Below are 14213 nucleotides of genomic sequence, written 5' to 3'. Positions count from 1 at the left end.
AACCACGCTTTTATCCTGCTTTGTCAACAACCTCACCACCCGCAAGCGGGTGGTTTTTTATATCAGCCTATTATTTCGGATTGTTCTCTTGGCTATCATGATGAATTAAATGATAGGTAGAACGAGCTCTAGGGTGGATAAAAAAGTGATTTTTTGGGGCGTTATGCGCCTTAATATGCACTAGTGAGACAGGGATGGTTTTACCTTGTTTACTGTGGAATGCGTAAATCACAAACGGCAACAAGAAAATAATCACAAAGCTCACTGCAAGTAGTGTGACATACGTATTATCACTTGTTCCACTCGGTAGCGAACTAGGCGGGAAGAATGAAACGACGAATGCCAAGATGGAAATAATTAAGCCAACGACAGCCACGAGGACTTTAAAGCTTTTCCCACCCGGAATATTGAATGCACGTTTTTTCTCAGGTTGTTTACACACTAAATGGATATAACCTAAGAACAGCATAAAATAGCTACATAAGTAGATAACAACGGTCAAGGCCAAGGCAATTAAGAAGGACATATTACCGCCGCCGCCTGTGTTAGTGAGTACAACGATGGCAATCGTGGTAATAAGTAATTGAGAAATCACTAAGGTGACAGGTACCCCATTTTTATTCACTTTGGCAAAACTTTGCGGCAGGATGCCTTTTTGAGCAGCCACATACATCCCTCTTGAAGGCCCAACAATCCATGACGCGATTTCAGCTAATACTCCAAGCAACAGCAATGCTGCGATGATCCGTACTGCCCACTCAAGTGTTGAGTTAAAGTGAGTCACCAGAACGTTAAAGGTTTGTACAACACCTGCGGAGAGGTTGATTTCACTATTTGGGATCACCGCTGCGACAGATAAGCCCCCTATCGAACTTAAACAAATGGCGGCAATCATCAGCAGAAACATCGCTGCGGGATAGTCTCTACCCGGGTTTTTCATTTCATTAACGTGGGTTGCTGACGCCTCTACACCCATATAACTTAAGATAAAGGCGACAAAAACAACCAATGTCCCTATTTTAGTAAAATCAGGGAAAAAAGTGGAGGTACTGATTTCAATCGCAAGCGGTGCTCCACTGGCTAAATAGCTAACAGCTAAAAACACTAAAATGAGCGCAGGGAGTAAAATACCGGCGAAAAAACCGACTTTTGCAATAGAGGCAGTATATTTTGTCCCACCGAATTGTGTGAAGGCCAAAACCCATAGAATAACCAGTGCACCTATTGTTTTAGTCACAGGATCGGTGTTGAGTTCAGGCCAATTAAGAATGTATGACAGTGCCCCTAACACAAAATACAGCATGGGAATAAAGCCGATTGCAATTTGCAGGTAGCCAAAGGAAATAGCTGCAAATCCCCAGCGTTCCCCGAGGGTGTTTGAGACCCAAGCAAAAACGCCACCTTCCTCCCAACCTTCAACTGTCGCCATCTCAGCCGCACAAAGTGCGACAGGAATAAACCACAGCAATCCACCTAATAATAAGAAAAATACCAAACTAAAACCCGAGGTTGCGAATGTCGGGTATTCGTAGACTGCCATTACCATAGAAGCAGTAATTGCAAAGAAGCCTAACAATGTCAGCTGTTTTGCGGCTGGAGCTGTCGTTGTTGTTGCCATACGAGTTCTCCTTAAATCCAGACATAATCTGCCTGTTTAGCGCAGATCCGAATAGAAGCCAAAGAACCTGAAGTTCTTTGGCTTAATAGACAAAAAATACATTAACTGTGGTTGAAGCCGCCGCCTTCTTCTTCGGTTAGTGGTTTATTGACAGGGTGTTTATCGAAATAATCGAGGGTTCGTTTAAAGTCATCGATAAGCAGTGCGGCTAAGTCTAGGCTCACACCATGACGTACTAAAATACGTTGAACGACTAAGTCTTCACGATTTGCAGGCATTGAATAGGCGGGAACTTGCCAACCACGGCTACGTAGTTTATCTGCAATATCGTATAAGGAATAGTTGCTGGTGGCTGCACCTTTTTTGAGTTTCCAAGCAAGTGCAGGGATCCCTTGTTGGCTGTCACCATCAAAAATCATTTCAAATGGCCCTAATTTCTCTATTTCACGTGCGAGGAATTGTGCGGTTGCATAACAGGCATTATGAATTTTTGCGTAACCTTCGCGACCCAGCCTGAGGAAATTATAGTATTGCGCAATAATTTGCCCGCCAGGGCGAGAGAAGTTAAGTGCGAAGGTTGGCATGTTGCCACCTAAGTAGTTCACGTTAAAAATCAATTCTTCAGGTAAGTCTTTTGCTTCACGCCAGATTACCCAGCCAGCACCAAGTGGTGCTAAGCCAAATTTATGGCCCGAAGAGTTAATGGATTTTACGCGAGGTAAACGAAAATCCCATTCTAAATCCGGCGCACAAAATGGCGCTAAGAAACCACCACTTGCACCGTCAACGTGAATAGGAATATCAAGCCCTGTTTCTTTTTGCAGTTTATCGAGTGCATCATGAACGGCTTTTACTGGCTCATATTGGCAGGTAAATGTGACTCCTAGAGTTGGCACAACCCCAATGGTATTTTCATCAACCCGTTTTAAGACCTCTTCAGGGCTCATAATGAGACGATCGCCTTCCAGTGGTATCTCTCGGAGCTCCACATCGAAGTAGCGAGCAAATTTATGCCAACATACTTGAACGGGTCCACAAATCATATTGGGTTTATCGGTTGGTTTACCTTGCGCAGCACGCTTCTTACGCCATTGCCATTTTAGTGCCAAGCCACCCAACATTGCGGCCTCTGAAGAACCAATCGTTGAGCACCCAAGGGTATTTTCTGCATCAGGTGAATGCCAAAGGTCGGCCAACATGCGTACACAACGGTTTTCTATTTCGGCTGTTTGAGGGTATTCGTCTTTATCTATCATGTTTTTATCAATAGATAAGTCCATGAGATCTCGAATCTCATCATCCACCCATGTTTGACAAAACGTGGCGAGGTTTTGACGCGAATTACCGTCTAACATTAATTCATCACGCACTGCGCTAAATACATTACGCGGGTCTTGTTCTTTTAATGGAAATTTATTCTTCGGTAAAGATTTGGATAATTCGAGTGATGCATAAATATCATCTATCCCACTATGTTTTGAATTTGAAACGTTATTACTCATATCTAAAACCCCTCAATAACTATGTGGTGATTATTTCATGTTGATTTTTGAGCTCAATATTAAATATACGCCAATTTTTGGTTATACCCAAAGATATAAATTTAAAAAAATAAAATAAATTTGAATTCTCACTTGAAGGGTAATTGGGTGGCGATTGTTTAATATAAGTTTTTAATTAATGTGAAGATTATTAAATATCATTTTCTTTACTTCGTTAATAGGCATTTTGTGAAATTTAATGCTGTTATGTTTAATGAATTAAGCTTTGTTATCCATTTATTTACCTATTTTGTGATTTTTGTTTTATTTTTGTTGGTGCTGTGGATCTGGGAAATTATCCGCTATAGTTTATGTGTATATAAAATTTCATTCATGTTAAATGTTGTGATGATATTTATAGGCTGTGTCTAATCTGATAATGATTGTTTATAACACAATGTTATTATAACTATCAAAAATAGATTGTTTATTAAGGAGGGGTGAGTGTTAACAAGTGATGCCCATTATCATGCTTTTGCTTGTACTTCATTGGCAATCACTGATCAAAACAAAAATGTTTATCATGGAAGGACATTAGAATTTTCATCAGATGAGCCTGAATCAATTTTGACTTATTACCCCAAATCACATGTCTTTCAGAGAAAAGCACCGGATGGTTCGTTGGGTTTAAAATACCGAGTTAAGTATCCTTTTTTGGCGATCACTGCACCGGTGAGTATTATTGGTGCAAGGGATGCGCTTGAAGGCGTAAACTCAGCGGGACTCGCATTTAGCTTAAATATGATAACCGATTCAGAGCTTGCGCCTTTAAGCCCTAAAAAATACGCTAAAGCGGTACCAATAGCATCGATTGGGGAGTGGGCTTTGTCACAATATGCAACGGTGGCAGAGTTAAAAAAAGCAATCCCTAAAACTGCATTTTGGTCGCAAAAGCTCTTATTACTACGCAATATGCCAAGCCCTTTTCATTATGCTTTTTATGATAAAACAGGGGCATGTATTGTGGTTGAGGTCTCGGGTGGTGTTTTACATGTCTATGATAACCCAACGCGTTGCATGACTAACGGTCCTGAGTTTCCTTGGCATTTAACGAATCTCAATAATTATACTCAATTGTCGAATGTTGATGTGTCATCCAGCACATTGGGTAATATGAAGGTATCGCAGCCTGATAGCGGTATTGCACTTGCCGCGGTACCCAATGCGGACACCTCAGTAGGTCGGTTTGTACGGGCGGTCTATTATTCGACGTATTATCATAAAGTCTCCGACCCTAATGTACAGATGGTTGAGTTAGGGCATGTTATGAACAAGTTTGATCGCCCTAAAAATGCATCAGTGGATCCGTTATTGGGGGAGGATGACATCTTCAAACTGTATTTAACGGAGTTCTCTGTCTGGACGGTACTGACCGATCTTCAAAGGGGAATATTGTTATTTCGGGGTTATAACAACCTTAACTATCAAAAGTTCACATTAGAGCAGTTTGTCAATGAAAAAGAGCCTGTATTCATTCAGGTAAATATCCCAGACTCAGCTCTGGTTTAACGCTTTCATTATTTAAAGGTAATTCGGTGATAAAACAGCAGTTATATGTTTTATCACCGTTAATTGATTAAGGCCTAACCCCTAAAGTATGGCAGATGGCATAGGTGAGTTCAGAACGGTTCAGTGTGTAAAAATGGAAATCTTTCACACCTTCGCGGCTAAGGATCTTCACCATGTCCATGGCGATGGATGCCCCAACAAGGTTACGGCTTTCTGGGTCATCATCTAACCCTTCATACATTTTACTCATCCACGCAGGGATGCGCACATTGGTCATTTTGGCGAAGCGCTCTAATTGGCGAAAGTTGGAAACAGGCAAGATCCCTGGCACAATTTCCACATCGATACCCGTGGCCACACAACGGTCACGAAAGCGCAAATAGCTTTCGACATCAAAGAAAAATTGGGTAATCGCACGGTTAGCACCTGCTTCAATTTTCTTTCTCAGGTTAATTAAGTCAGCCTGCGCGCTTTTGGCTTCAGGGTGAACTTCAGGGTAAGCCGCCACGGAAATATCAAAATCGGCTTCACCTTTTAATAACTCAACCAAATCTGTCGCATACATATCGGGCTTATGGCTGCTATCGGGGAAATCACCCCGTAAGGCAACAATATGGCGAATACCATTATTCCAATAATCACGAGCGATAGATTTTAATTCATCTTTGCTGGCATCAATACAGGTTAAGTGTGGTGCAGCCACTAAGCCCGTTTTGTCTTTGATATCTTTAATAATGCTATGGGTTCTGTCCCGTTCGCCTGAGTTTGCACCATAGGTGACAGAGACAAATTTCGGTTTCAGGTTTTTGAGTCGATCGATGGATTTCCAAAGCGTCTGCTCCATCTCTTCACTGCGAGGTGGGAAAAATTCAAATGAAACATTAATTTGGCCATCTAATTCAGCTAAATTTTGATTTAGCGCTTCGCGCTGATTTGCGTGAAAAAAACTCATACCCTGTAACCTCGCAATTTTGCAGACTAACTATTATCTTTGTAAATTATTATATCCATGTATGCATCTATACGTTTAGACGTCTAAATAGAAATTACCAGATCGGTATCAATAGTCAATACTTAAATTAAATTATCGCGCTGATGTTTTTTCAGTCAGAACAAGAAAAAAATTCATGATAAAAAAACGCGACCCTTTTCAGCGTCGCGTTTATATGAGTGGTTAGTTAGATTTATTCCGTGAAACAGAAGTGCTCAATCATTTGGCTAATTAGCTGGCGAGTAGGCTCAATAAAACGCATATCAATATATTCATCGGGTTGATGAGCTTGTTCAATAGAACCGGGCCCGAGTACTAAGGTTGGGCAGAGCTCTTGAATAAACGGCGCTTCGGTACAGTAGTTCACAGTATCGGCTTTTTGCCCCAGCAACTGTTCAATTACTGCCACCATTTTGTGGTCTGTCGGGCATTCATAACCTGGGATCGGTGGGTGCATTGACTCAATTGCCAAGCGACCCGGCCATTTTGCGCGAACAGGTTCGAGAGCATCATTCAATAGCTCATCCAAATCTTGCAACGTCAGCCCCGGTAATGGGCGAATATCCATATGTAATTCACAGCAACCACAAATACGGTTTGCTGCATCACCGCCATGAATATGACCAAAGTTCATTGTGGGATAAGGGATCACGAAAGCCGGGTTATTAAAACGTTCCTTCAATGTGTTACGCAATGTCATCAAATGAGAGATTGACTCATGCATCAGCTCAATAGCATTCACACCACGTTCAGGGTCACTTGAATGCCCTGATTGCCCTGTAATACGAATTGCATTGGAAAGATGGCCTTTGTGCGCACGTATCGGTTGTAATGAAGTTGGTTCACCGATAATGGCAAAATCAGGGCGCAGGGCGGTATTTGCCGCAAAGTAGCGTGCGCCTGCCATCGAGGTTTCTTCATCAGCGGTAGCAAGGATATGCAGTGGGTGCTTGAGCTTAGTAAGGTCCATATCGCGCAGTGCATCGACAATGAAAGCAAAGAAGCCTTTCATGTCAGCAGTGCCGAGGCCATAAAGCTTACCATCGTGTTCTGTCAGCTCGAAAGGGTTCTTGCTCCAGCGGCCATCATCAAAAGGCACAGTATCGGTATGGCCACACAACATCAGGCCGCCATTACCCTCGCCAATGGAAGCCAGCAGGTTATATTTATCACGTGTTTCCGGTACCGGTTGAATATTGACCGAAAACCCCAGCGTCTCTAACCACCCACCAAGGAGTTCCACAAGGGCTTTATTGCTCTGATCCAAATGGGAATCAGTCGCACTAATCGATGGAGTGGCAATTAATTGACGATAAATCTCAATAAATGCAGGTAATTTAATATTCACTGTTGACAGCCTTAATCCATAATAGTATCAATATTCATGCACTTTATTTGAATAAAAATACACATTAAACTGTTTGGGTCACGAGTACAAGGTAGAAAGCATATGTTGAACACACTCATTATCGGGGCCAGTGGCTATACTGGAGCAGAATTAGCCGCTTATTTGCAACGTCACCCTGAAATTAATCTTCAAGGGTTGATGGTATCGAAGCAAAGTGCCGATGCAAATAAACGTTTTTCTGATTTATATCCCCAGTATAAAGGCATCATTGACCTTCCTGTCCAGCCATTAATCGATGTGGCAGAGGCAGCAAAAGGCATTGATGTTGTTTTCCTCGCCACTGCACATGAAGTGAGCCACGACATCGCCCCGCAATTCCTTGCGGCGGGTTGTGTGGTGTTCGATTTATCCGGCGCTTACCGCGTTCAAGATCCTGCGTTCTACACGCAATACTATGGCTTTGAACATACAAATACCGAATGGTTAATGCAAGCAGTTTACGGTTTAGCGGAGTGGCAAGCGGATAAAATTCGTCAAGCTCAGTTAATCGCGGTACCAGGCTGTTACCCAACAGTTTCACAACTCGCGTTAAAACCGTTAATTGAAGCCAAGTTATTGGATAACAGCATGTGGCCTGTTATCAATGCAACCAGTGGCGTGTCAGGTGCTGGGCGCAAGGCTTCAATGACAAACAGCTTCTGTGAAGTGAGCTTACAGCCGTATGGTATTTTCACCCATCGCCATCAGCCTGAAATCTCAACACATTTGGGGCAAGAAGTGATTTTCACGCCGCATCTGGGCAACTTTTCAAGAGGGATCCTAGCGACTATCACATGCAAGGTGAAAGCGGGTGTCACAGCAGAGAAAATTGGCGAAACGTTTAAAGAGGCGTATCAAAACAAACCGTTGGTACGCTTATATGATAAAGGCGTTCCTGCACTGAAATCCGTCGTCGGCACGCCATTTTGTGATATCGGTTATGTATTGAAAGGGGAGCACCTGATTTTAGTCGGTACAGAAGATAACCTACTAAAAGGTGCCGCGGCACAAGCGGTACAGTGCATGAATATTCGTTTTGGTTTCAATGAAACCCAGTCATTACTTTAATAAGGACAAACCATGCAACCCTTAGTGATTAAATTGGGCGGTGTGTTACTGGATAGCACTGAAGCATTAGAAAAACTGTTTACCGCTATTCAAACCTATCGCCAAGTGCATCAACGTGAGTTAGTGATTGTCCATGGTGGTGGCTGCCTAGTTGATGAATTAATGCAGAAATTGCAGCTTCCTGTTGTGAAGAAGCAGGGGCTTCGAGTTACACCGGCGGATCAAATCGACATTATTACGGGGGCTTTAGCGGGTACGGCAAACAAAACCTTACTGGCTTGGAGCATCAAACACCAATTACCCGCAGTGGGGTTATCACTCGGTGATGGGCAAAGTGCGGTTGTCACACAATTAAATGACGAGCTGGGTCATGTCGGGAATGCAAAACCAGGTGATGCCAAACTCTTGAAATTGCTGCTCGGCGCGGGGTATTTGCCAATCATCAGTTCTATTGGTATCACCGTACAAGGTGAGCTGATGAATGTGAACGCAGACCAAGCCGCTACGGCTGTGGCTCAAGCACTCAATGCCGATCTGGTTTTATTGTCGGATGTGAGTGGCATCTTAGATGGTAAAGGTCAAAAAATTGATGAGATGACCACGCAAAAAGCGCAAAAACTCATCGACCAAGGAATTATTACAGATGGAATGATTGTGAAGGTGAATGCTGCGTTAGACGCTGCCAACGCACTGCAACGCTCCGTCGATATTGCAAGTTGGCGTCACGCTGAACAACTTCCTGAGCTGTTTAATGGAACAGCAATCGGAACTCGGATCTTGGCATCGTAATTGAGCCATACACATAATAAATTAATTGAGCGGATAGGTACGTTATGAAAAAGGGTATTAAAAAGATTGTATTAGCATACTCAGGCGGTTTGGATACATCGGCAATTATTCCATGGTTGAAAGAAAACTATGACGGTTGTGAAGTGGTCGCATTCGTTGCCGATGTGGGACAAGACAGAGAAGATTTAGTCGGTGTTGAGAAAAAAGCACTGCAATCTGGCGCATCAGAGTGCTATATCGTTGATTTACGTGAAGAGTTTATCAAAGAATACATCTATCCAGTATTAAAAACGGGTGCATTATATGAAGGTAGCTATTTATTAGGTACATCAATGGCTCGCCCAATTATTGCTAAAGCACAAGTTGAAATCGCATTAAAAGTGGGTGCGGATGCCGTTGCTCACGGCGCAACAGGTAAAGGAAACGACCAAGTGCGTTTCGAAAGCACCTATACGGCGTTGGCGCCACACCTAGAAGTGGTTGCACCGTGGCGTGAGTGGGATTTACGTTCCCGTGAAGCGCTGCTCGATTATTTGAAAGAGCGTAATATCCCGACAACCGCTAGCCTTGAAAAAATTTACAGCCGTGATGAAAATGCATGGCACATCTCCACTGAAGGTGGTGTGTTAGAAAGCACATGGAATGCAGCCAACCAAGACTGCTGGGTATGGACCGTTGATCCGCAAGATGCTCCTGATGAAGCAGAGTTTGTGACTGTCGGTGTGAAACAAGGCGAAGTGGTCTCTGTTAACGGTAAAACATTGTCTCCATTGGGTTGCTTAGAAACACTGAACACATTAGGTGCGAAACACGGGGTAGGCCGTATCGATATCGTTGAAAACCGTTTAGTGGGCATGAAATCTCGTGGTTGCTATGAAACCCCAGGAGGCACCATCATGATGGCTGCGCTGCGTGGGATTGAGCAATTAGTGTTAGACCGTGACAGCTACAAATGGCGTGAGCAGCTAGGCTTAGAAATGTCCTATGTGGTCTATGACGGGCGTTGGTTCGCACCATTACGTCACTCATTACAAGCAGCAGCGGAATCCTTAGCACAAGATGTTACAGGTGAAGTTGTGCTGAAACTGTATAAAGGGCAAGTGACAGCGATTCAGAAAAAAGCAGACAAGAGCCTGTATTCTGAAGAGTTCGCGACATTTGGTGAAGATGAAGTTTACGACCACAGCCATGCTGGTGGGTTTATCCGTCTTTATTCCCTGTCTTCACGTATCCGTGCGTTGAAAGAACAAAACAAAGCAAAATAGAGTTAACCGCAGTAACCCGACAGCCATGTCGCTGTCGGGTGTTAAAACTTATTTTATCAATCAGGTAGGGATCCGTTATGGCACTTTGGGGTGGACGTTTTAGTCAGCAGGCAGATCAGCGGTTTAAACAGTTTAATGATTCATTGCGTTTCGATTATCGCTTGGCGCAACAAGATATTATCGGTTCAGTCGCATGGTCAAAATCATTGGTCACGGTAGGTGTGTTGACAGATAGCGAACAACAATCTTTAGAACAGGCACTAAATGTACTGTTAAAAGAAGTGCAAGATAACCCTGAAATTATTTTGCAAAGCGATGCGGAAGATATTCACAGTTGGGTTGAAGGCAAACTGATTGATAAAGTTGGTGATTTGGGTAAAAAACTGCACACAGGCCGTAGCCGTAATGACCAAGTGGCAACAGACTTAAAATTGTGGTGTAAAGACCAAGTTGCGTTATTGCTGGAAGCGGTCACTGAGCTACAAAAAGCGTTAGTGGTTACCGCAGAAAATAACCAAGATGCAGTGATGCCAGGCTATACCCATTTACAACGTGCTCAACCAGTAACGTTTGCTCATTGGTGTTTGGCATACAGTGAAATGCTAGCGCGTGATGAAAGCCGTTTAAAAGATACGCTAAAACGTTTGGATGTCAGCCCGTTGGGTTGTGGGGCATTAGCCGGTACGGCATATGATATTGACCGTGAACAGCTCGCTTCTTGGCTTGGTTTTGCCTCTGCAACTCGCAACAGTTTAGATACCGTTTCTGATAGAGACCATGTTCTTGAGCTCTTATCGGATGCCAGCATTGGTATGGTACATTTATCGCGCTTTGCGGAAGATTTAATTTTCTTCAATAGCGGTGAAGCAGGTTTCGTTGAGTTATCTGACAAAGTAACGTCAGGTTCTTCCTTAATGCCTCAAAAGAAAAACCCCGATGCATTAGAACTGATCCGCGGTAAATGCGGGCGAGTTCAAGGCGCATTAACGGGTATGATGATGACCTTAAAAGGGTTACCGCTTGCTTATAATAAAGATATGCAAGAGGACAAAGAAGGCCTATTTGATGCGTTGGATACATGGTTAGATTGCATGCATATGGCCGTGTTAGTTCTTGATGGTATTCAAATTCGTCGACCACGTTGTGAAGAAGCCGCAAAACAAGGCTATGCAAATGCAACCGAGCTGGCGGATTATTTAGTGGCCAAAGGTGTTCCATTCCGTGAAGCGCATCATATTGTGGGTGAAGCGGTTGTTGCCGCAATAGCGCAAGGTAAAGCACTAGAAGAGATGGCGTTAAGCGATCTGCAAAAATTCAGTGATACTATTCAGTTGGATGTGTATGAAATTCTCTCGCTGCAATCATGTTTAGATAAGCGATTAGCAAAAGGAGGAGTGTCTCAGATGCAGGTGGCGAGTGCCATTGAGGAAGCAAAAATACGGTTAGGTTTCTAAGCGGTAATCTGTGGACGAAAAATGGGGGGTAGCATGGCTACCCCAATTCCCACAGGCATTTCTGGTTAGATATATTTAATCGTTAGCATACCTAATTGCTCTTCTTTGTTAACCCAGTTGTATGACAATTCATTTCTTCCATCATTAATCACATTCCACCCTTTAACACTATGGATATTCTTTAAGTCTATATTTGAAGTAGTTACATTGGTTTTATCATCAAAACAGGATAATTCTACGTTTGCTTCTGTGACGTTATTGGTACATGTAGGATGAACAATGGCGCCAGAAAAATGAACTGCGCCAGATGCTTGATCCTGTGCTGCATAAACATTAAACGCACTTGATGCTGAAATTAATAATAATGCAGTTAATGAATGATTAAATACTTTCTTAGTTAGTAACTTTTTCATAATAATCTCCCGCCACTGAATTCTTTTGAAATCAGTTGGTTATATTTGTTTGTTTAAAAGGTTATCTTATTTATTAATTATATACTTTGTGTGTAATTAATAATGATTTAACGTTCTCTTTTTGAGCTTATTTAAATTTTCAAATGCTATGGTGACCCTCTGATTTATTTATTAAATTGATATTAATTCTTAATATAAAGTTATTCTGTTCGATAAATTAATAAATTCTCATTCCTTGCTATGGGAGTAATTATAAAATAAAAAACTCTCAAAAGGTGTAAATATAAAAAATCAAATGTGTGAAAATATAATAAAGATAAGTGCTATATTACGCTCTGTTATGATAACTTAACGTTATCGTCTTTCTTTATATTGTCTGTAAATTTACCTATATGCATCCAAATAATCTTGTATTTAGCCTTGTTAGGTAATTAATTGGATGAATATTCTGTTTGTTTATGTGTGACTAAATTTACTCAGTAGAGGTGATATATAAACTGATAAAGCTGTATTGAGATTTTAAATTAACTTTTAAATACAAACTTACAAAGTCTAATAATAAATGAAAAAGAATATAACAAGATGTTTCAGTAATTAGGCTTCTAAACGATATTTCTAATCTTTTAACGAGAAATGCTGTTTAGTTTTCAGTGTAACTGGGGGAAAATCACTGGGTGATTAGTACAAGTATTTCAATATGGCGTTAAGTTATGTTGTAAGCGTCTCATATCGTTATTTTTTTCTTGCACAAAAAGAAAACGTATAACACCACCGTTTAGTGCCACTTTCTATTGCGCATTTTTGTTACTATTCATTTTTAGCCACAATGCGTTGTAGATTGCGTCGGAGCGCCATGGGTTAAATGCTTCCTATTACATTAACCTGATGCATGTGTAATGTTTTTCAGAGGGCGTTTTCTTCACTTGTGTTGGCGTACTAACTCTCTTTTGTTTTAAATTAAAATAATAGATTTTTTTCGTATTATTAAGATAACAAATAGTACTCAATTTTAAGTTAAGTTTGATAAGTGATATTTAACATCGATTTGAACTTGTGGTGATATTGTAATAAAGAATTAGCCGCTTGGATGATATTATTTGTTTCTGAATGTTACAAATAATTTCAAAAATGAGGTTAATTTATGCATAAATAGGATTATAAGTCCAATTTTAGAATATATTAATAGATATAACAGAACAATATCGCTATAGTGATTGGTATTATCTATCTTTGGTTTGACAAAGAATTCACGAAAGGAAAAGAATATGAATATTCGAGATTTAGAGTACCTTGTTGCACTCGCCGAACATAAACACTTTAGACGCGCCGCGGATTCTTGTCATGTCAGCCAACCAACACTGAGTGGTCAAATTCGTAAATTAGAAGAAGAACTCGGTGTTATGTTATTAGAAAGAACGAGTCGTAAAGTTCTTTTTACCCAGCAAGGACTATTGCTTGTTGAGCAGGCTCGAACTATTTTGCGGGAAATAAAAGTACTGCAAGAAATGGCTGCTCTGCAAGGGGAAAGTATGTCTGGCCCATTACATATAGGCTTAATACCGACCGTCGCCCCTTATTTATTACCTCATATCATTCCACAATTGCACCAAGCTCATCCAAAGTTAGAAATCTATTTACATGAAGCGCAAACGCAGCAGCTATTAGCACAATTGGATAGCGGCAAATTAGATTGTGCAATTTTGGCAGATGTAAAAGAAACTGCACCGTTTATTGTTGTGCCTTTGTTTGAAGAACCAATGAAACTGGCTATTTACGAAAGCCACCCATGGCATGATCGAGACACCATTGAAATGGGCGAGCTATCAGGTGAAAAATTACTCATGCTAGAAGATGGCCATTGCTTACGTGACCAAGCGATGGGGTTCTGTTTCCAAGCGGGCGCAAAAGAAGACACACATTTTAGAGCGACAAGTTTAGAGACATTAAGAAATATGGTTGCAGCAGGAAGTGGAATTACACTGTTGCCTGATTTAGCTGTGCCAAATGAAGCGTGTCGTGATGGTGTGTGCTATTTAAACTGCATAGAGCCTGAACCGAAGCGAACAATTGTTCTTGTTTATCGTCCTGGCTCACCTTTACGTGGTCGCTATGAGCAATTAGCTGAAACTATTTATAACTCGATGAACCAATATTATAAGAATAAGGTTTAGGAAAAAA

The 14213-nt window shown here is 41.5% G+C and carries 11 protein-coding genes; 6 read left to right on the top strand and 5 right to left on the bottom strand.

Features of this window, described 5'->3' with window-relative positions:
- Positions 1 to 70: 70 nt before the first annotated feature.
- Both gadC and J6836_RS16615 read right to left on the bottom strand, forming a co-directional pair.
- The gene (gene gadC / locus J6836_RS16620) at positions 71 to 1618 is read right to left on the bottom strand and encodes a glutamate:gamma-aminobutyrate antiporter (protein ID WP_219245027.1); all 1548 of its coding nucleotides are present in this window, start codon (positions 1616 to 1618) and stop codon (positions 71 to 73) included.
- A 101-nt stretch (positions 1619 to 1719) separates the two neighbouring features.
- Positions 1720 to 3120 carry a glutamate decarboxylase gene (locus J6836_RS16615; RefSeq protein WP_219245026.1) on the bottom strand — a complete coding sequence of 467 codons (1401 nt, stop codon included), beginning with the start codon at positions 3118 to 3120 and terminating at the stop codon, positions 1720 to 1722.
- Positions 3121 to 3603: 483 nt separating this feature from the next.
- On the opposite strand from J6836_RS16615, the gene J6836_RS16610 reads away from it, so the two are divergent.
- Positions 3604 to 4668 (top strand): linear amide C-N hydrolase, encoded by a 1065-nt coding sequence (locus J6836_RS16610; RefSeq protein WP_219245025.1) that lies wholly within the window; start codon positions 3604 to 3606, stop codon positions 4666 to 4668.
- 67 nt (positions 4669 to 4735) lie between these two features.
- On the opposite strand, the gene metF is transcribed toward J6836_RS16610, so the two are convergent.
- Positions 4736 to 5620, bottom strand: a complete 885-nt coding sequence (metF, locus tag J6836_RS16605; RefSeq protein WP_219245024.1) for a methylenetetrahydrofolate reductase — start codon at positions 5618 to 5620, stop codon at positions 4736 to 4738.
- Between the two features lie 232 nt (positions 5621 to 5852).
- A complete protein-coding gene (gene argE / locus J6836_RS16600; RefSeq protein WP_219245023.1) occupies positions 5853 to 7007 on the bottom strand; it encodes an acetylornithine deacetylase in 1155 nt (384 codons plus the stop codon).
- Between the two features lie 102 nt (positions 7008 to 7109).
- Between argE and argC the strand changes: the two genes are divergently transcribed.
- The 4 genes from argC (at position 7110) to argH (ending at position 11622) form a co-directional block, all read left to right on the top strand.
- A complete protein-coding gene (argC, locus tag J6836_RS16595; protein ID WP_219245022.1) occupies positions 7110 to 8114 on the top strand; it encodes an N-acetyl-gamma-glutamyl-phosphate reductase in 1005 nt (334 codons plus the stop codon).
- A 12-nt stretch (positions 8115 to 8126) separates the two neighbouring features.
- Positions 8127 to 8903 (top strand): acetylglutamate kinase, encoded by a 777-nt coding sequence (gene argB, locus J6836_RS16590; protein WP_219245021.1) that lies wholly within the window; start codon positions 8127 to 8129, stop codon positions 8901 to 8903.
- Between the two features lie 44 nt (positions 8904 to 8947).
- Positions 8948 to 10168 carry an argininosuccinate synthase gene (locus tag J6836_RS16585; protein ID WP_219245020.1) on the top strand — a complete coding sequence of 407 codons (1221 nt, stop codon included), beginning with the start codon at positions 8948 to 8950 and terminating at the stop codon, positions 10166 to 10168.
- 77 nt (positions 10169 to 10245) lie between these two features.
- A complete protein-coding gene (gene argH / locus J6836_RS16580) occupies positions 10246 to 11622 on the top strand; it encodes an argininosuccinate lyase (protein ID WP_219245019.1) in 1377 nt (458 codons plus the stop codon).
- Positions 11623 to 11687: 65 nt separating this feature from the next.
- On the opposite strand, the gene J6836_RS16575 is transcribed toward argH, so the two are convergent.
- Positions 11688 to 12035 (bottom strand): hypothetical protein, encoded by a 348-nt coding sequence (locus J6836_RS16575; protein WP_219245018.1) that lies wholly within the window; start codon positions 12033 to 12035, stop codon positions 11688 to 11690.
- 1265 nt (positions 12036 to 13300) lie between these two features.
- Between J6836_RS16575 and oxyR the strand changes: the two genes are divergently transcribed.
- Positions 13301 to 14206 (top strand): DNA-binding transcriptional regulator OxyR, encoded by a 906-nt coding sequence (oxyR, locus tag J6836_RS16570; RefSeq protein WP_219245017.1) that lies wholly within the window; start codon positions 13301 to 13303, stop codon positions 14204 to 14206.
- Positions 14207 to 14213 lie beyond the last annotated feature (7 nt).

This window comes from Providencia sp. R33, assembly GCF_019343475.1.
Taxonomy (GTDB): domain Bacteria; phylum Pseudomonadota; class Gammaproteobacteria; order Enterobacterales; family Enterobacteriaceae; genus Providencia.
Note: the sequence above shows the minus strand (reverse complement) of the source record. Positions and strands in the feature narration are given on the sequence as shown.

What these genes read in the sequence shown, in the direction of transcription:
- gadC (WP_219245027.1), bottom strand. Translation starts at nt 1,618, where the DNA reads ATGGCAACAACAACGACAGCTCCAGCCGCAAAACAGCTGACATTGTTA.
- J6836_RS16615 (WP_219245026.1), bottom strand. Translation starts at nt 3,120, where the DNA reads ATGAGTAATAACGTTTCAAATTCAAAACATAGTGGGATAGATGATATT.
- metF (WP_219245024.1), bottom strand. Translation starts at nt 5,620, where the DNA reads ATGAGTTTTTTTCACGCAAATCAGCGCGAAGCGCTAAATCAAAATTTA.
- argC (WP_219245022.1), top strand. Translation starts at nt 7,110, where the DNA reads ATGTTGAACACACTCATTATCGGGGCCAGTGGCTATACTGGAGCAGAA.
- argB (WP_219245021.1), top strand. Translation starts at nt 8,127, where the DNA reads ATGCAACCCTTAGTGATTAAATTGGGCGGTGTGTTACTGGATAGCACT.
- J6836_RS16585 (WP_219245020.1), top strand. Translation starts at nt 8,948, where the DNA reads ATGAAAAAGGGTATTAAAAAGATTGTATTAGCATACTCAGGCGGTTTG.
- argH (WP_219245019.1), top strand. Translation starts at nt 10,246, where the DNA reads ATGGCACTTTGGGGTGGACGTTTTAGTCAGCAGGCAGATCAGCGGTTT.
- J6836_RS16575 (WP_219245018.1), bottom strand. Translation starts at nt 12,035, where the DNA reads ATGAAAAAGTTACTAACTAAGAAAGTATTTAATCATTCATTAACTGCA.
- oxyR (WP_219245017.1), top strand. Translation starts at nt 13,301, where the DNA reads ATGAATATTCGAGATTTAGAGTACCTTGTTGCACTCGCCGAACATAAA.